Source organism: Bacterioplanes sanyensis, assembly GCF_014652515.1.
Lineage (GTDB): Bacteria > Pseudomonadota > Gammaproteobacteria > Pseudomonadales > Oceanobacteraceae > Bacterioplanes > Bacterioplanes sanyensis.
In genome coordinates this window covers 77,551-94,851 of sequence record NZ_BMYY01000005.1, presented here as the reverse complement: position 1 = coordinate 94,851, position 17,301 = coordinate 77,551, and the positions used below count along the sequence as shown (strand labels likewise).

Annotated in this window: 16 protein-coding genes; 5 read left to right on the top strand and 11 right to left on the bottom strand. The window is 51.6% G+C overall.

Going from position 1 to position 17,301, the window contains the following annotated elements; genetic code table 11:
• The first annotated feature begins 4 nt into the window (after positions 1–4).
• Genes ileS through ispH form a run of 4 tightly spaced genes read left to right on the top strand, consistent with a single transcriptional unit; the run spans position 5 to position 4,764 of the window.
• Positions 5–2,881 carry an isoleucine--tRNA ligase gene (gene ileS / locus IE090_RS09490; RefSeq protein WP_189388133.1) on the top strand — a complete coding sequence of 959 codons (2,877 nt, stop codon included), beginning with the start codon at positions 5–7 and terminating at the stop codon, positions 2,879–2,881.
• A complete protein-coding gene (gene lspA, locus IE090_RS09485) occupies positions 2,881–3,393 on the top strand; it encodes a signal peptidase II (protein WP_189388132.1) in 513 nt (170 codons plus the stop codon). Before ileS ends, lspA begins: the two co-directional genes overlap by 1 nt.
• Positions 3,390–3,830 (top strand): FKBP-type peptidyl-prolyl cis-trans isomerase, encoded by a 441-nt coding sequence (gene fkpB / locus IE090_RS09480; RefSeq protein WP_189388131.1) that lies wholly within the window; start codon positions 3,390–3,392, stop codon positions 3,828–3,830. Before lspA ends, fkpB begins: the two co-directional genes overlap by 4 nt.
• Complete coding sequence (ispH, locus tag IE090_RS09475) at positions 3,820–4,764, top strand: 4-hydroxy-3-methylbut-2-enyl diphosphate reductase (protein WP_189388130.1); 945 nt, start codon at positions 3,820–3,822, stop codon at positions 4,762–4,764. Before fkpB ends, ispH begins: the two co-directional genes overlap by 11 nt.
• Here ispH and IE090_RS09470 read toward each other — a convergent pair.
• From IE090_RS09470 to IE090_RS09430, 9 genes are all read right to left on the bottom strand, one after another.
• Positions 4,759–5,142 (bottom strand): type IV pilin protein, encoded by a 384-nt coding sequence (locus IE090_RS09470; protein WP_189388129.1) that lies wholly within the window; start codon positions 5,140–5,142, stop codon positions 4,759–4,761. The genes ispH and IE090_RS09470 overlap by 6 nt on opposite strands.
• A 7-nt stretch (positions 5,143–5,149) precedes the next feature.
• A complete protein-coding gene (locus tag IE090_RS09465) occupies positions 5,150–5,986 on the bottom strand; it encodes a PilW family protein (protein ID WP_189388128.1) in 837 nt (278 codons plus the stop codon).
• The gene (locus IE090_RS09460) at positions 5,983–6,477 is read right to left on the bottom strand and encodes a PilV family protein (protein WP_189388127.1); all 495 of its coding nucleotides are present in this window, start codon (positions 6,475–6,477) and stop codon (positions 5,983–5,985) included. Before IE090_RS09460 ends, IE090_RS09465 begins: the two co-directional genes overlap by 4 nt.
• A gap of 20 nt (positions 6,478–6,497) precedes the next feature.
• Entirely contained in the window at positions 6,498–6,977 is a 480-nt protein-coding gene (locus tag IE090_RS09455; RefSeq protein ID WP_189388126.1) for a GspH/FimT family pseudopilin, read from the bottom strand.
• Complete coding sequence (locus tag IE090_RS09450; protein ID WP_189388125.1) at positions 6,977–10,090, bottom strand: PilC/PilY family type IV pilus protein; 3,114 nt, start codon at positions 10,088–10,090, stop codon at positions 6,977–6,979. Before IE090_RS09450 ends, IE090_RS09455 begins: the two co-directional genes overlap by 1 nt.
• A gap of 24 nt (positions 10,091–10,114) precedes the next feature.
• The gene (locus IE090_RS09445) at positions 10,115–10,666 is read right to left on the bottom strand and encodes a pilus assembly PilX family protein (RefSeq protein ID WP_189388124.1); all 552 of its coding nucleotides are present in this window, start codon (positions 10,664–10,666) and stop codon (positions 10,115–10,117) included.
• 110 nt (positions 10,667–10,776) lie between these two features.
• Positions 10,777–11,337, bottom strand: coding sequence for a GspH/FimT family pseudopilin (locus IE090_RS09440; protein WP_189388123.1), 561 nt, complete (start codon positions 11,335–11,337; stop codon positions 10,777–10,779).
• Positions 11,338–11,515: 178 nt separating this feature from the next.
• Entirely contained in the window at positions 11,516–12,874 is a 1,359-nt protein-coding gene (locus IE090_RS09435; RefSeq protein ID WP_189388122.1) for a sigma-54-dependent transcriptional regulator, read from the bottom strand.
• On the bottom strand, positions 12,871–14,430 hold the full coding sequence (locus IE090_RS09430) for a sensor histidine kinase (protein WP_189388121.1): 1,560 nt from the start codon (positions 14,428–14,430) through the stop codon (positions 12,871–12,873). Before IE090_RS09430 ends, IE090_RS09435 begins: the two co-directional genes overlap by 4 nt.
• Positions 14,431–14,526: 96 nt before the next feature.
• Between IE090_RS09430 and IE090_RS09425 the strand changes: the two genes are divergently transcribed.
• Entirely contained in the window at positions 14,527–16,152 is a 1,626-nt protein-coding gene (locus tag IE090_RS09425) for an NAD+ synthase (protein WP_189388120.1), read from the top strand.
• Here the strand turns inward: IE090_RS09425 and IE090_RS09420 are convergent.
• Positions 16,149–16,379 carry a DUF2798 domain-containing protein gene (locus tag IE090_RS09420; RefSeq protein WP_189388119.1) on the bottom strand — a complete coding sequence of 77 codons (231 nt, stop codon included), beginning with the start codon at positions 16,377–16,379 and terminating at the stop codon, positions 16,149–16,151. The genes IE090_RS09425 and IE090_RS09420 overlap by 4 nt on opposite strands.
• A gap of 55 nt (positions 16,380–16,434) precedes the next feature.
• Positions 16,435–17,256, bottom strand: coding sequence for an outer membrane protein assembly factor BamD (locus IE090_RS09415; RefSeq protein ID WP_189388118.1), 822 nt, complete (start codon positions 17,254–17,256; stop codon positions 16,435–16,437).
• Positions 17,257–17,301 lie beyond the last annotated feature (45 nt).

The window sequence follows — 17,301 nt, the reverse complement described above, 5'->3', positions numbered from 1 at the left end:
AACTATGAACGATAAAGTGGAAAGCCAGTACAAGTCGACCCTGAATCTGCCAGATACCGAATTCCCGATGCGCGGTAACCTGGCCAAGCGCGAGCCTGAATTATTGGCGCGTTGGGAGCAAATCGGACTGTACCAGCAGATTCGTGAGGCGCGTGCCGGTCGCGACCGCTTTATTTTGCATGATGGCCCTCCGTATGCGAACGGCACCATTCACGCAGGTCACGCCGTGAATAAAGTGCTGAAAGACATCATTATTAAATCGCAAACTCTGAACGGTAAGGATGCGCCTTACGTGCCGGGCTGGGATTGTCACGGTTTGCCGATTGAGCTGAAGGTGGAAGAAAAAGTTGGCAAGGTGGGTGAAAACCTCAGTGCCAGTGAGTTCCGCAAGCACTGCCGTGAATACGCCGCCGAGCAGGTCGACAGTCAGCGTACCGACTTTAAGCGCTTAATGGTGTTGGGGGATTGGGAAAATCCTTATCTCACCATGGACTTCAAATTTGAAGCCGACATCATTCGCACCCTGGGCCGCATCATCGACAATGGCCATTTGCACAAAGGCTTTAAGCCGGTTAACTGGTGTAGCGATTGTGGTTCGGCACTGGCAGAAGCGGAAGTCGAATACCAGGATAAAAAATCCATCGCCATCGATGTGAAGTTTGCCTTTGCTGAGCCGGCCAAATTAGCTCAAGCATTTGGCATTGAGAGCACGCTGCCAGCCAGCTTAGTGATCTGGACCACCACACCTTGGACTTTGCCAGCCAACGAAGCGGTGTCTGTACATCCGCAGATTGAGTATTCACTGGTGCAATTAACTGAGCAGCAGGAATTACTGGTGCTGGCGTCTGACCTAGTGAAAGACGCTTTGCAGCGCTACGGCATTGACGACTACAAGGTATTAGCAACTGCGAACGGTGCGGCGTTTGCTCAGCTGCCAGAGCAAAACGAAGCGCCCTTTATGCTGTTGCATCCGTTTATCCCCACGGCGGATGGTCAGCCCAAAGCCGTGCCTGTGATCACAGGTGAGCACGTGACCGCCGACTCAGGTACCGGTGCGGTGCACACAGCCCCCATGCACGGTGCTGACGACTATGTGGTGTGCAACCAATTTGGCATTGAGTCCGAGCAAATGCTGGTGGACGATGCCGGCAACTTTGTTGCTACCCCGGTGCTAGAGGCGTTAGAGCTGGCGGGGCTGAGTACTGCCGATAAAGGCAACTTCCGTGTTTTAGGATTATTGGCAGAAAAAAATGCGCTGCTGAAAAAAGAAAAATTCGAACACAGTTATCCGCATTGCTGGCGCCATAAAACGCCGATTATTTTCCGCGCCACACCGCAGTGGTTTATCAGCATGCATCAAGCCGGCTTGCTGGATAAAGCCATGCAAGAAGCGGATGAAAATGTCAGCTGGCGTCCAAGCTGGGGTAAGGCACGCATCGAGAGCATGATGGGAAATCGTCCAGATTGGTGTATTTCTCGCCAGCGCACCTGGGGGGTGCCGATCGCATTATTTGCCCATAAGCAAACCGGTGAGTTGCATCCGCAAACGCCAGAGTTGATCGAAAAAGTCGCGCTGATGGTTGAAGAGCAGGGCATTGATGCCTGGTTTGATCTCGATGCCAGCACCTTGCTGGGCGATGACGCTGAGCACTACAACAAAGTAACGGATACGTTGGACGTGTGGTTCGACTCAGGCGTAACCCATACCGCAGTTTGCTTGCAGCGTGATGAGTTACAAATGCCGGCCGATCTGTATTTAGAAGGTTCCGACCAACACCGCGGCTGGTTCCAAAGCTCATTGCTGACCAGCGTTGCAGCCTACGGGCATGCACCCTACAAAACCGCATTGACCCATGGGTTTGCGGTTGATGGCCAGGGCCGCAAAATGTCCAAGTCGCTGGGCAACATTGTTGAGCCTAAAGCGGTGATGAATAAGCTCGGCGGCGATATTTTGCGCTGGTGGGTTGCCGATACCGACTACAGCGGTGAAATGACGGTGTCGGATGAAATTCTCAAGCGCACTGCCGATGCCTACCGCCGGGTGCGTAACACCTGTCGCTTTATGCTGGCCAACATCAACGGCTTTAATCCAGCGACGGATATGGTCGCGGGTGATGAGTTGTTGCCATTGGATGCCTGGATCATCGCTTACAGCCGCGAACTGCAAGACACCTTGATTGCCTATTACAACGCCTATGACTTTAAAGCGTTGACCAAGGCACTGATGAATTTCTGTGTCAGCGAGTTGGGTGCCTTCTATCTGGATGTCATTAAAGACCGTCAATACACCTGTAAGGCCGACAGCTTGCCGCGTCGCAGTGCACAAACGGCGTTGTATCACATCCTTGAAGCCATGAGTCGCTGGATTGCTCCGGTGTTGTCGTTTACCGCCGAAGAAATCTGGGAAAACCTGCCAGGTGAGCGTACTGCTTCTGTGATGCTGTCCGAATGGTATCAAGACTTCCCAGCGGTGAGCGATGAAACCCTGGGCGATGCTTACTGGCGTCGTATCCTAGAGGTAAAACAAGCGGTTAACGGCGCACTGGAAAAAGCACGTGGTGATAAAACCATCGGTGCCAGCTTGAGTGCCGAATTGGATTTATACGTCAGCGATGCACTAAAAACCGAGTTAGAAAAACTCGGTGATGAACTGCGCTTTGTTTTGCTGACGTCTGAGGTGCGCCTGCATGCCATGGCGGATGAGGGTGATGCAACGGAGTTGGATGGCTTGCGCATTCAAGTCAGCGCTTCGGCCAAAGAAAAATGTGAACGCTGTTGGCATCACAGCGATTCCGTTGGCAGCGACAGCCAGCATCCGACCTTGTGTCAGCGCTGCGTCGATAACGTGGAGGGTGACGGTGAACTCCGTCGTTACGCTTAATGTCAGTTTTTAAACACACTGCACTATGGTGGACTTGGTTGGCCGGCTTAGTGCTAGGGCTGGATTTGCTGACTAAGGAAATTGCCGAATCGGTACTGGAGTATGGCCAGCCTGTGTATGTACTGCCGGTATTGGATTTTACGCTGCTCTATAACAAAGGGGCCGCCTTTAGCTTTTTAGCCAATGCATCGGGCTGGCAGCGCTGGTTTTTCACCGCTGTTGCCATCGGTGTCAGCATTATGCTGGTGAGTTGGTTGAAAAAACTTCCCCGTGATCAAAGCTGGTTGGCCATTGCGTTAACTCTGATCTTAGGGGGAGCGTTGGGTAACCTGTTTGACCGCCTTGTTCACGGCCATGTGGTGGACTTTATCTCTGTGCATTGGAATGACGCATATTTCCCTGCGTTTAATATTGCTGATTCTGCCATTACGGTGGGCGCCATCATGATGGCTTTAGATGTGGTACGTGAAATACGCGAAGAGCGGCGCAATAAATCGGAGAACAAGCAATGAGCGATGTTATTGGTAATAATAGCCAAGTAACCCTTCACTTCGCGTTGAAGCTCTCGCCTGAGCATACCGTCGACTCGACCTTTGAGCAGTCGCCAGCGCAACTCACTATTGGTGACGGCAATTTATTGCCCGGTTTCGAGCAATGTTTATTAGGGTTAAAGCCAGGTGATCATCAGACTTTTGAAGTGGCGCCAGAAAATGGCTTTGGCCAACCTAACCCGCAAAACATTCAGCGTATGAAGCGCAGTGACTTTGCCGCTGACATGCCCGTCGCACCGGGTTTGATGGTGTCGTTTGCCGATGCTCAGGGCGCCGAACTGCCAGGGGTAATTGACCGCATTGAAGGCGATGCCGTGTACGTGGATTTTAATCACCCGCTAGCGGGAAAGACACTGCTATTTGAAGTGCAGATCATCGAGGTCAACCATGCAAATTAAATTGGCTAACCCGCGCGGTTTTTGCGCCGGTGTCGATCGGGCCATCGATATTGTTAACCGTGCGTTGGAGTTATTTGAGCCGCCGATTTATGTGCGTCATGAGGTGGTGCACAACAAATTTGTGGTGAATGACTTGAGAGAGCGCGGTGCGATTTTTGTCGATGAACTGCACGAAGTGCCAGACGACGCCATTGTGATTTTTTCTGCCCATGGCGTTTCGCAAGCTGTGCGTCATGAAGCTAGCGAGCGTGGGCTAAAAGTCTTTGACGCCACCTGCCCGCTGGTGACTAAGGTGCACTTGGAAGTCAGCCGCTACAGCGCCGAAGGCAGCGAGTGTGTGCTGATTGGTCATAAAGGCCACCCAGAAGTCGAAGGCACCATGGGCCAATACGACCATTCTGCCGGCGGCGATATTTATCTAGTTGAAGATGAAAAAGACGTAGCGGAGTTGCAGGTGCGCAACCCTGATAAACTTTCTTACGTCACTCAAACGACGCTATCGATGGACGACACCGCAAAAGTCATCGACGCTCTGCGGGCGAAGTTCCCCAACATCGAAGGGCCACGCAAAGACGATATTTGCTACGCCACACAAAACCGGCAGGATGCAGTGAAAACCTTAGCGGCAGAGTGCGATTTATTGCTGGTGGTGGGCTCAGTCAACAGCTCCAACTCCAATCGCTTGCGCGAGTTGGGCGAGCGCATGGGTGCCAAAGCCTTTTTGATTGATAGCGCCGATGAGGTATCGCCAGAGTGGTTCGAAGGCATTGAACGCGTTGGCATCACTGCGGGCGCATCAGCCCCAGAGGTCTTGGTACGAGAAGTGATTGAGCGATTAAAAGAGCTGGGCGGGCAAGAGCCAGAAGAACTCCAAGGGCAGCCAGAAAACGTGGTTTTCTCACTGCCTAAGGAGTTGCGGATGAAAAGCTTATAGCGGATTCCCATCTCGCTCGCGTTTTCCCGCTGTATTGAAGACGATATTACCATCGCTTTTCTGATCACCAAGAGCAGTGGCCGTTACTTCAATGCACTGTGACTCTGTTTTTGTGCCACATTTTGATAGTCCTAAAGAATAATAGCCGCCCGGAGTAGATGCGCTAAAGCCGATGTCGGACAGTTTCAATGTGTACTTCGCATTAGCGGCATAATAGCGCTCTTGCGCGTCCATAAGACGCTGAATGGTATCTAGCGCATCAGTTCTTCTTGCGCGCTGGACATACTGTGTATATTGAGGCATGGCCAGTGATGTGAGTATCGCGACAATGGCGATGGTGACTAATAGCTCAATCAGTGAGAAACCTGAATATCTCATAAAAATGTTACCTGTTTTGCATATTGGGTAGCCAGAATGTTGAGGTGTTGATATAGCGTGCTACTCGATCATTGACATAAGTAACCTCAGAATCGAGCAACTGGTACCCTCTACGGTCATTATTGAGTGTGTCATCTTCAAATGATCGTGACAACAATGCTATTTTGACCGCCACAACACGTGCGGCCATATTGGGGTTACTATTAAGATAGGTTCCATTGACATACCGCTCGATAGTCCCTGAGTCAGCTTCACTAGAAGCCTCGATGCCATACAGCACTTGCATGCTTTCGATGCCGTTGGCGATGCTTTCTTTGCTTCCAACTAAGGTGGTTGAGCCGCCTGCAGTGCTATAAGTGGCGCATTTGAGTTGGAACGCGGTGGTTAAATCGCTGACATCACCTTTTTCTATCCAATACACATCAATGACGCCATTGGGGGCATTCAGCGCCGAATTGGGCAGGGTTGTTCCTGCGCAGGTTTGCATGAGCTGTGGGGCTTCATTTAAGCCTGGAGAGCTTAAGCGTCTCAGCGCTAAAATATCGCCACCATTGGCATTGCTTTTCACGTCTTTGTGGCAATGAGCCGCTCCTGAGCAGCTGGTGTCGACTACATCAAAAACAAATGTGGTGTTACGATACCCTGCATTTGGAACTCGCTCTCCCAGCCATGCCATGGCGAGTCTTCCCGCCTCTTGGGCTTGGGCCAGTCCGGTCGATGTACTGGCACTGCGCGAACTATTAATCATGATATTACTGACAAATATTGTGATAATGGATGCGAGTAGCAACGCTACCATCAGTTCGACCATAGACAGGCCTTTGGATGCCTTAAGTTGCTTCATAATTGAATATCTCTGCTGATCGAAACGGTACCGCCTGGATCCTTACCTCCACCTAAGTCACTATCGCTGGAAACTCGGCTAGTCCACTGAACCGTGATTTTTGCAGAGCGTGTACTTAGAACGGGCTTTATAGTGAGCTTCGGTTCTGGAATAAAGTCAGCGGCATTTTTGTTGACATTTGCTTCTTTAGAAGCAGCTGGACAACTGGATGTCCAAAGATCATAGGCTGCCATCTCTTTCCCAGTGCAAGGTGTGCTATCTAGACACAGCTTTCCACCATAACTATTACAGGTAAAACCATTTTTGCTGGTGTCATAGTGCTCAAGATTATCCCAATTCGCATACATCTTATTTGTTATCTCATCTATCATCCAAATAGCATGTGATCTTGCACCAGAGTCTATAGTGGCCTTATTAATGTTAAGTTGCATCATGCTGATACCCAGCAGACCAATGATACTGATGGCCAGTGTTACCAATACCTCGATCATACTGAAGGCTCTCAGTCTGCTCATTTGCATACGCTTTCTCCCTTCAAAATAACCTGACCAATACGATTGATAAACAGAGTGCGAACTCGTGTACCGCGACACCCTGTTACATCGATTTTAATTTCCCCACTTTTATTGGCTCTGCCCCTAGCCGAGAACACTATTGGTTTTGAGTGACTAAAATCTGTGCTTGATATATGGCCCTTGCTTTCGACATTGGTGGCTCTAAGTTCATCGGTCAGGTTTCCGGTGCCATCGTCCCCCATTACGCGCCAGCCTTTCTCCCAGCCTGAGCGTGGCTCAAGCATGACACTAATGCCGTTGGTGACTGAGTAATTACGGGCATAGCGAAGATCATTTTCCAGCTCGCGATAAAGACGATCTGCGAGTTGGCTTTGGTTCATGCCGCTAATATAGGGTACTGCTGTGGCCAGCAGCACCCCCAGAACGCCCAGAACGGCCATGAGTTCAAGTAAAGTCATACCTTTAACGCTTTTCATTAGGGAGTCGCCTTCGGCATTACTTCTGCAGGGTCTGCTTCCCGCCAGAAGGTGCGTTGAAGAATGTTTAGACCGCCTTCAACATCGAAGACATTTAAGCCTACGACAACCTTTGGCCCTTCATTGGTGCCATCGGGTTTGTCCGGCGGGAATACCAGTTTAGGCTCGGGCGGAATGGTGGAGCCAACATTCTCAATGCTGTCTTCCTCGGGTTTCATGCCGTCTTCGGGTTTCAGATTCAGGTTCGGTTTTAATATGATCAGCCGACTTTGCCCCAGGTCTGGCTGACAGCCTGCTTCAATATTGCCAGAGGAAGGGCGGAAAGTGGTGGCGTATATAGTGTCGCTTACAGTGAGCGTGTTAGACAATACTTTCTCACCGGTTCCTTTGAGTGTGTAGTAGTAACCGTTTTCGCGCTGTTCTGCGCTGGCAGAAGCATACGTGTGGTAGTCCGCCAGTTGGAAGAGCTTATGGTTGGCGTAGTTAAAGTCTTTAGGCGGATTTGAATGATCATAGTCGTTGATAACAAAAATACGATCTGTGGTCGCAGTTGATAGCGGGCCTGGGCGATAACCTGAACCTATGGTGATTTGGTAGCGTGGACGTTTCAGGTACTGGACGTTTGTGCTGTCGTTAGGATCCACCGACTCAACATAGCCATAGTTGGTGTACACAACATCGGGCTTAGCAAAGAAGCGTTCGTAATTTGCATCGAATGTGTCACTTTTAGTTAGGTTGGCATCAAACAACACGCCGCCCTTCGCATATTTACTAGCGCTATTACCTTTGGTGAAGTCAATACGCCATAGTCTGCCACCCACATCCGTGGCGTACAGTAAGTCACTGCTGCCATCACCGTCCATATCTACTGGCGTGATTTCACTGACAATGCTGGAGGTCATATTGTCAAGGGAAAGTCCTTTGGTACCAGCGGCTTTTGTCGCTTTCCAGAGCAGCTCGAAGGCCGTACCGGTAGCTTCATCGTTTGCGGCTATCATGTAAATGGCATTACCTACAGAGCTTTCAATTCGGCTGCCACGTGAGCCGATGTCGTCTTCCAAAGGATCGTAGCCACCACCAAAAATGAATACGGGGACTTTTTTACTGTTCCAGTCAACATAGGCGAGACGCATGGGAGACCAAGTCTGTCCCAGTTCAGAGAAGTCACCGGTGTTGCTAATGACCTTGGCCAACTTGGGTTGCTGATAGTTGCTAACATCAAAAATATAATATGCGTGGCCTCCACGACGCATCGCGACGGTCAAGTAAGCAGTTTCGCCGCTATCAATTCTGCCATCTCGATCTTTGTCATCATGATAAACCGACATGGGGCCGTCTAATCCGTAAATCTTTCTGTTACTAGCAGTACCGTCGCTCCAACGTTGTTCTGCAAATACAGGCAAGTTAGGCAGTAACTCTTTGGGAATAAAGGACCAGAATTCTTTTGGATTATTCACGCTGGGGTCAAAAGCATGTAAGTAGCCAGCGTTATTGGTGCTGTACAACACATCTTGGGTACCACTAGCGCTCTGGTATTCCAATACAAACGGAGTGCCGTGCAATGAATCCGCCAGAACGGTGCGTTTTTGCTCTTTACCATCAATAACTTCAATACCTCGAGCCCATTTTAGTGCTTTTATTCGGCGATTGTTATTAGTGACCCCCAGGAGGTCTGCTGTTATTTTTTTATTTGTCTCAGTAACCCGGTTGCCAGAATTAATAAATGAAGATTTTGATTCGCCGGTTTTTGTCAGGCTAGTATAAACGGGTCGGTTGCTGGTTAGGCGGTTTGACAAACCGCCGCTGGTAACTTGTTGGCCATCAGCAGCAGTAGACCAGTAGCTGTGGGCGGTTTCACTAAAAAAGCCAGTTTCTTTATCTACCGCTAAGCTATTTTTAGAGTCATAGATCTCCCCCGAAGGCGACAAACGATAGCGTTTGATATTGCCTGCCCAGGCTGGGCTGCTGGCCGATGGTTCAAATAGGGTGTAATACACATCTGAGCGGTGCTCAAGGGAGCTGACGTTGTTAACCGAAACGACCGGCGCAGCAAAACTGCTGCCTTCATTCGATATGCTGTCAAAGATGTTTTGCAGCGCTGTAACCAGCTCGGCTTCATTACTGGCATTAAGGCTTTCTTTCGTGCCGCCTTGAATGGCCATATTTTTTAGCAGGTCTTTACCGGCTTGGCCAACCGCAAAGCCGCCTACGGTATGGATCTTAATATTTTGCTTGATGGTGTTTGCATCCCCCGTTTTTCCTGTGATGCTTGCATCATCAAAAAAATCGGTATTGAAAGCCCAGTAAGCGAGCTCTTCACCACAGTAAGAATCACCTCCGCTGCCGCATGTGCTTGATAGCCCTGCAGCATTTTTATTGCTACCTGGCGTAGCCTTAAATAAATCTTTGATGGTCGAGTTGCTGTCCGTATCGTTAGACGGATTGCCATCAGTGAAGACCACAACGTGTTGTTTCTGGCAGGTGGCGGTTACGGGGTGAATGTATTTATTTCCTGATGTGATTGAGCTAGGGCTGCCGTATTTTTTGTATATTTTTTTATAAGAATATATTGGAAAGTCATCACCGCTTCGATAACCAGAAGTATATACCTGATTATAGCTTGATCCTCCTGATTGCCGTTTCCCCCAGACAACATCACGACCGGTTAAATAATTAATGGCTTCGAGGGTGGTTTCGACTAAAGGTGTGCCATTGCCCGCTGTCAGCCCGTTAATGGCGCTAATAATTCGGGCTTTATCATCAGAATCACCGGTCGATGCCAGCGGCTCAACCACATAGCCACCTTGGCTGCCTTTGTTTTTGGCATCATGAAAGCGCATGATGGCAATGTTGATCGGCTTATCTGGAGAAATTTGATTGATGGCGGTGATGGCAGAGTCTTGGACAACACGAAGTCGAGTTTTTTCTCCAGACTTTGGTTTTTTATTACTTTTTTCTCGCCATGACATACTGCCCGAAGTGTCGATAACAAACACAACATTGGGTGGAATGCGTTTGATGTTGTCTGGCCGGAAAATCTCGGTATCGTCAGCCATGACTAGGCTGTTGTGTGCCAGCCCGAGTGCTACCAGTGTTAGCCAATAAAGTTTCATTACTTAATCTCCTTCAAGTCTCACTCAGGTGGACGGGATAATGCGTTGCAAGCCGATTTCTTGGGTGCTAGATAGCACCCCCCCCCTACCGCTCGCAGAGCTGGCAGAGGCGTACAGTGATAAGTCACAGCCTGCACCGCAGCCCTTTTTACCTTTGAGAAAATCATCGTAGCCCAGCGGCGTGGGAATAGAACGAACGACAGTAGTGGGCTGAGCATCCAAAACAGGGCTGGTAAACTTAGGTGCTGTTAATATTGGGGTCGTGGCGCCTGTTTGTTTTAGCTCAAACAACTTGAACTTAGACTCACCGAGGGTTTTGCCACCCTCCACTGCCGCAGATTCTGCGGTGTTGACGGCGACCAGCAACTGTTTTTGTACTTTCTCATCGCGTTCAAGCGCGTCATAGACATAAGTCAAAGTACCTTTGACACTGTTCTCAACATCTTGGGAGTGTTGAAGGTTGTTGACCATCTTTAGCTGCAAGCTGGATCTTTCCATCGCCACCAATGCGCCCAATGTGATGGCAGTTAGGATCACCAAACTAAGGATAAGTGCGGATCCACGTTGTGTCGTCATTGTCTGTTCCCGATAAGGTCTCTGCGATGACTAACATAACTGTTCGGTGTCTATTGTTGTGAAGCTCCAGATAAACGGAGTTGGCTGGGCCCTGAGTGGTGCCGCAGGGCTTATGCCGATGGGCAGGGGGCATTTTTACCTGTGGCAGACTCTAGAATGCCGTCGTTATTGCTGTCCGTCCCGTGGCGTACTCTCCCCACTCTTGAAATAATCAAAGACATCGTGATGGGCGGTTCAGTACTGCGGCAGTAAAGTAGCGAACCTGTAAAACCTTGGGCAAATCCGCTTGGATAGAAGACGATGGCCGATCGCGGAAAATCCAGTTTCACTCTGTTTGCTTGTTGCAATTGGAAATGAGTCAAAACTTTGTCGTTTGGATCGATCTTACGATTTCGGTCGAGGTCTTCAAATAGTGTGATCTTGCCTTCGGACCAGTTGGTCGAGCATTCATTTGCCGATATAGGACACAGCACTGCCGGCACGCCGCTGGTGATGGCGTGTCCGCGAGCTTGGTAGACCAACTGCCTAAGTGCTGTAACTTCTGAAAGTGCTAGCTGCCGCTTGAAAAAATCATCCAGCGCGGGCAATGCGATTGCAGACAGAGTGGAAACAACCAAGAGAGCTGTGATGAGCTCTGTCAGAGTCATCCCTGCATGACGAGAGTTGTCCATTACGTCTACCTCTTTGTAGCGTTTGAGGAACAAAATTAGTCTCGACGACGTTTTTTTTCTGTCAGAAGCAGGGTTGATTTTCTGTGGTCACAAGGTGGAACAACCTGTCATTTATGAAATGGCTGGATGCTTATCTGGTGGCATGTGAGGCATCAACGTCCTTTGTTGTAGATAGACGTTAGTCGATCCCTAGCTTCTTACACCGATACCGCAAGGCACGAAAGCTAATGCCCAGCTTTTCAGCGGCGGCGGTTTTGTTCCAGCGGGTTTCTTCTAGCGCTTGGGTAATGGCGCGGCGTTCGATGTTCTCTAAGTATTGCTCCAAATTGTTGGTAATGATGGGAGCATCTGGGTTGTTAGGTGTGTCATCAGTCTGGCTCGGCTCCGGGGTAGTCGATTTGGGCAGTTGGAGGTCATCTGCCTGAATGTATTCGTCTTCGGCCATGGTAAAGGCGCGTTGTAAAATGTTTTCCAGTTCGCGCACATTGCCGGGGAAGGGGTAGTGCTGCAGCGTTTGCAGCGCCGCCGGTGTGAGTTCAACATTGGGCATGCCCCATTCACGGGCGTATTTACTTAAAAAGTGTCGTGCAAGGCGTGGAATGTCTTCACTGCGCTCTGCCAAACGCGGCACGCCTAGGTGAATGACGTTTAGGCGGAAATAGAGATCCTGGCGGAAGCGCTGGTCGCTAACGCGTTTTTCCAGGTCGTGGTGACTGGCGCTGACGATGCGCACGTCCACTGGCTGCTCATGTTCTTCGCCGACCTTGCGTACCGCCTTTTCTTGAATCACGCGCAGCAACTTAGCTTGCATTTCAAGCGGCAAATCCGCGACTTCATCGAGAAATAAAGTGCCGCCATCTGCAGCTCGGAACAGGCCAGGTTTGTCATGGCTGGCACCGGTAAAGCTGCCTTTGGTGTGGCCAAAGAACTCGCTTTCCATCAAATCCGCTGGAATGGCACCACAGTTAACCGCGATGAAGGGCCCTTGGGCTCGCGGGCTAAGGTGATGAATCATACGCGCCACCAGCTCCTTACCGGTACCCGATTCGCCATGCACAAATACCGGTGCTTGGGTACGTGCAACTTTGCGAATGGCGTCTTTTAGATCGGCCATGCGCTGCGAGTCGCCCAGTAAAGCTTCGTCTGGCGTATTCTGTGAGATGACGACCTGAGTCAGTTTGAGGGCCGCTTTGACCAGATCGCGCAAGCGCTGGGTATCGATGGGTTTGGCGACAAAGTCGAAGGCGCCGGCTTTTAAGGCATCAATGGCCAGTTCCATATTGCCGTGGGCGGTAATCATGGCGACGGGCATGTCTGGGTAGCGCGAGTGGCACAGCTGTACCAGCTCCATGCCATTTCCGTCTGGCAACTTCATGTCGGTAATGCAGAAGTGGTATGGCCGTTGTTGCAGCGCTTCGACGGCTTCGCTGACGCTGCCGGCTTGGTAGCAATCCAGCTCCATACGCTCCAGAGTCAGGGCGATCAGTTCGCGAATGTCTGGTTCGTCATCGATAATCAGCGCGGAATATTGGTTCATTGAAAACTCGTCAGTCGGGTTTGCAGGCTCAGGCGAAAACAGCTGCCATCGGGCTGAGGCTGATAGTAAATGCTGGCGTGATTCGCTTCACACAGCTCGCGGCACAAATACAGCCCCAGCCCCGTACCATTATGTTCCGTGGTGTAAAAGGGTTCAAACAGGTGAGGTCGCTGCTCTGGCGCCACGCCGCCGCCATTGTCAATCACATCCAGCTCGGCATGCACTTCCGTTACTTGGCGTGCCACCAACATCAGTTTAGGAGCATCGCCGCCTTCCGCCGCTCGCTGGCTGGCATAGCGCAGGCCATTGGCACATAAGTTATGCAGAATTTGCTGCAAATGGCCGGGGTCGAAGGCTATCAGAAGCGATTGCTCACAACGAATAACCAGATCACATTGCTCGGCTTCTGGGGCGCTGCAGAACTGCTGTTTAAAGTGCTCTAACCAAGGCAGCAAACGCAACTCTTCAATGGCCGGTGGGCGGCGACGCGACAGTTGCAAGATGTCTTCGACGGTGCGGTTAATGCGCATGCAGTGCTGTTCGATAATGTCCGTCAGTTTGCGCTCAGGTGGCTCCAGATAGGGGGTTTCGGCCAGCAACTGAGCTGCCTGGCGCATGGCGCTCAAAGGGTTTCTGACTTCATGAGCAATGCTGGCGGTTAAACGCCCGAGGGAGGCCAGTTTGACCTGCTGTGCTTCCGCCGCTAGGCGACGAGCGTCCTCGAGTAACAATAGGGCATCGCCACTGTCGCCCAGTGGCAGACGCCTCAGTTTGAGCGGCTGTTCACTGCGGTCGATGTTGTCGCCATCTTGCAGAGCGAGCAACTCTGGCGGCAGAGGATGGTCTTGCTGCAGAGGAAAAAACTGGGCTGCCGCGGCGTTAAAAAACAGTACCTGTTGACGCTGGTCGCAGGCAATTACGCCGTCCGGCAGGCTGAATAGGGCTTCCTGACTCAGTTTTTGCAGGCGCCGTATGCGTTGCGCTTGATTGGTGGCCAAGTCGAGGGCGCTGTTGAGGCGGGCGGAGAGGGCTTGGGTAACGCCGGCCAACAGAAAGCACAAAAAGCCATAAATACCGGACTCGATCACCTCTGAGGCGTCATAGCTTTGCGGCCACACATGCTGAAAAAACAGCACAGCCAGGGTGGTCCAGGCGGCAACGGCATAGCCAAATAACCCCGGCACTAATAAGTTGGCGACCACCACGGCGACCAAAATCAAACTGGAGAAGCCACCCGTCATGGTGCCGCTGCTGTGCATCAGCAGTGCCAGAATGGCTGTTTCGATAAAAACATAGGCCGTGGCGATTTCGATATTGGGCCCACGGTTGGCGATCACCACAAAAATACTGGCGACCATGACGTACACAGAGACCGTCACCAGAAAAACATCTGGTAGGTGGCGGCCCAAGATAGCACTGGTCTGATCCAAGCTGTCGATGACAGTGAGCAGCAGCGCCAAAAACAACGAATAGTAACTGTACAAGCGCAGTAGGCGGTTGCCACGCACAATCATTTGCGGTGATAAAGAGAAACGTTGCAGCAGTCTGGCCAACATAAAAAGCCCTAATGATTGGTTTGCGCCTTGGGGATAATTTCCTGACAATACGCGCCTTCTTTCATTCGTATCAGCGGCAGAGGGTACCCCGACGGCATGGCACAGTCACTTACCATTCAAATGGCTCAGATAAATTTCCATGTCGGCGACATCGACGGCAATGCTGAGCGCATCATCTCAGCGGCGTCTGCTGCGGCGGCCAACGGGGTTGAGTTGCTGGTGTGCAGCGAGCTGGCGCTGACCGGCTACCCGCCGGAGGATTTATTGCTGCGCCCAAGCCTGCAGCTGCGGGTTGAAGCGGCGTTAAAACAAATCGCGGCTGCCAGCCATGATATTGCCATTGTGTTGGGCTATCCATGGCGTCATGCCGGACAACTCTACAATGCCGCAGCGCTTTGGTGGCAAGGTGAATGTCAGGGCTTGTACTTTAAGCAGCAGTTGCCGAACTATCAGGTGTTCGATGAAAAACGCTACTTTACCGCTGGCAATGACGCCTGTGTGGTGACCTTTAAAGGCCACCGTCTTGGCTTAACCGTGTGCGAAGACATATGGCACGCCAGCTCGGTAGATGCCTGTGCTCAAGCCGGAGCCGAGCTTATCTTGAATTTGAATGCTTCGCCCTTTCACCAAAACAAGCGCGGTGAGCGTCAGCAGTTGGTGGCGGGCCATTGTCAGCGCCATCAGTTACCCATTTTGTACGTGAATCAGGTCGGCGGCCAAGATGAGCTGGTGTTCGATGGTCACTCCTTTGCCATGGACGCCCGCGGTGAGCGCATTGTGCAATTACCCGGTTGGAGTGAGCAGCAAGCGCAGCTGAGCTGGGATGGCAGCGTGCTGAGTACGCCTGAATCTCGCCCACTGGCGCCTGATGATGATGCTTTAAGTGAGTTATACAGCGCATTGGTGCTGGGCGTACGTGATTACGTGAATAAAAACCGCTTTCCTGGCGTGGTGCTGGGGTTGTCTGGGGGCATTGACTCGGCCCTGACCCTGGCGATTGCGGTGGATGCCTTGGGCGCTGAGCGCGTTAAGGCGGTGATGATGCCGTTTACCTATACCTCCGATATGAGCAAAAGCGATGCGGAGCGGCAAGCACAGACCATGGGGGTGGAATATGACTCCATCTCCATCGAGCCTATGTATCGCGAATTTATGCAGGCCCTAGCGCCCTCGTTTGCCGGCACTCAAGTAGACACCACAGAAGAGAATCTGCAATCGCGCTGCCGTGGTGTGCTGCTCATGGCGTTGTCGAATAAAACCGGTGCGATGGTGCTGACCACGGGCAATAAGAGCGAAATGGCGGTGGGTTACGCCACCTTGTACGGGGATATGGCGGGCGGTTACGGCGCGTTAAAGGACGTCTACAAAACCGACGTTTTTAAGCTGGCACGTTATCGCAACCAACTTAGCCCAGTGATTCCTGAGCGAGTCATCACCCGGCCACCGTCGGCGGAATTGGCGCCCGATCAGGTCGACGAAGACAGCTTGCCGCCGTACGACGAGCTGGACGAGATTTTACAGCGCTACATTGAGTTTGATGAAAGCGCCGATACCATCGCCCAGGCAGGGTTCGATGCCGAGGTTGTAAAGCGTATTACTCGTTTGGTGGATGTTAACGAATATAAGCGCCGTCAAGCACCGGTGGGGGTGCGGGTCAGTCAGCGCGGATTTGGGCGTGATCGGCGCTATCCCATTACCCAAGGTTGGCGAGCGGGTGTTTAATTATCGCCAGTCAGCCGGGCGGCGATGCGAGCCACCCGGCTGCGCAGGCTGAGCAACACAGTAAAGGCCACTGGCCAGGCGACGATATAGCTTGAGAGCCAGCGTTTAACGAAGCCGGCATCAATGCCGGAGTTAACCGCAGTGACCACGGCCGACACGACGCCTGCCATCATCAGCGACATCAACGCGGCGAACACAAGGGCGGTGTAGCGGGAGTTAGTAGACATGCTTGGCTCCTATGGCCTGTTGAGAGTATAGAAGCCAGCAGAGGGCAGGAAGGCCTCAGTCCAGCAAGCCAAAGGTGATGACATTTAATACCGAGCCACGATCAGCTTTTGCCAGTTCGCTGCTAACGAAATCGCCATCTTGCAATTGTGGATGTTGCGGATGGTTGAGCTTAAGTAGCGCTAAGGTCTGTTGACGTTCATCCGCCATGTTCAGTTCTTCGTACGCCTCCACCATTACTGCTAAGGCATCGGCCACCGCCGGTGTGTTCTGATAGCGCAACAATACTTGCTGACAGCGGTTGGCAGCGGCAACAAAGGCATGACGCTTCATATAATAACGTGCTACTTCAACTTCGTAGGATGCCAAGCGCTGGCGAATAAATTCCATGCGGGCGCGGGCATCGGCGGTGTACGGGCTATCTGGAAAGCGAATGAGCAATTCTGAAAAGTGCTCAAAGGCATCGCGCAGGGCGGTGGGGTCACGGCGCGCAATGTCGTCTGACAAATAGCGCTCGACCAAAGAAAAACCTAACTCATAGGTGGCGAGGCCGCGCATGTAATAGGCATAGTCAACCTGAGAATGCAGCGGGTGCAGACGAATAAAGCGTTCGCTGGCGGTCAGAACGGACTCCATGTCGGCGGTCATGAAGTGCGAGTACATCATGTCAAGCTGGGCCTGCTCGGCGTACTGGCCAAAGGGGTAACGCGATTCCAGCTGGCGCAAACGCTCCATGGCCACCAGGAAATTGTCCTCGTCGAGAGCTTCGCGCGCTTCCTGATAATACTGGCGCTCGGTTTTTTGCTGGGAAGATACAGGGGAGTTAGAGCAGGCACTGATAGCCAGAGCCAAAACAAGCAGCAGCCAACGGGCGTTCATGGAGTGATTTCCTGATAGTCGGTATACTTAACGATTGCGTATTTA

What these genes read in the sequence shown, in the direction of transcription:
- IE090_RS09425 (WP_189388120.1), top strand. Translation starts at nt 14,527, where the DNA reads ATGGCACAGTCACTTACCATTCAAATGGCTCAGATAAATTTCCATGTC.
- ispH (WP_189388130.1), top strand. Translation starts at nt 3,820, where the DNA reads ATGCAAATTAAATTGGCTAACCCGCGCGGTTTTTGCGCCGGTGTCGAT.
- IE090_RS09455 (WP_189388126.1), bottom strand. Translation starts at nt 6,977, where the DNA reads ATGAAAAGCGTTAAAGGTATGACTTTACTTGAACTCATGGCCGTTCTG.
- fkpB (WP_189388131.1), top strand. Translation starts at nt 3,390, where the DNA reads ATGAGCGATGTTATTGGTAATAATAGCCAAGTAACCCTTCACTTCGCG.
- IE090_RS09420 (WP_189388119.1), bottom strand. Translation starts at nt 16,379, where the DNA reads ATGTCTACTAACTCCCGCTACACCGCCCTTGTGTTCGCCGCGTTGATG.
- IE090_RS09460 (WP_189388127.1), bottom strand. Translation starts at nt 6,477, where the DNA reads ATGATCGAGGTATTGGTAACACTGGCCATCAGTATCATTGGTCTGCTG.
- lspA (WP_189388132.1), top strand. Translation starts at nt 2,881, where the DNA reads ATGTCAGTTTTTAAACACACTGCACTATGGTGGACTTGGTTGGCCGGC.
- IE090_RS09450 (WP_189388125.1), bottom strand. Translation starts at nt 10,090, where the DNA reads ATGAAACTTTATTGGCTAACACTGGTAGCACTCGGGCTGGCACACAAC.
- IE090_RS09435 (WP_189388122.1), bottom strand. Translation starts at nt 12,874, where the DNA reads ATGAACCAATATTCCGCGCTGATTATCGATGACGAACCAGACATTCGC.
- IE090_RS09415 (WP_189388118.1), bottom strand. Translation starts at nt 17,256, where the DNA reads ATGAACGCCCGTTGGCTGCTGCTTGTTTTGGCTCTGGCTATCAGTGCC.
- IE090_RS09440 (WP_189388123.1), bottom strand. Translation starts at nt 11,337, where the DNA reads ATGGACAACTCTCGTCATGCAGGGATGACTCTGACAGAGCTCATCACA.
- IE090_RS09445 (WP_189388124.1), bottom strand. Translation starts at nt 10,666, where the DNA reads ATGACGACACAACGTGGATCCGCACTTATCCTTAGTTTGGTGATCCTA.
- ileS (WP_189388133.1), top strand. Translation starts at nt 5, where the DNA reads ATGAACGATAAAGTGGAAAGCCAGTACAAGTCGACCCTGAATCTGCCA.
- IE090_RS09470 (WP_189388129.1), bottom strand. Translation starts at nt 5,142, where the DNA reads ATGAGATATTCAGGTTTCTCACTGATTGAGCTATTAGTCACCATCGCC.
- IE090_RS09465 (WP_189388128.1), bottom strand. Translation starts at nt 5,986, where the DNA reads ATGAAGCAACTTAAGGCATCCAAAGGCCTGTCTATGGTCGAACTGATG.
- IE090_RS09430 (WP_189388121.1), bottom strand. Translation starts at nt 14,430, where the DNA reads ATGTTGGCCAGACTGCTGCAACGTTTCTCTTTATCACCGCAAATGATT.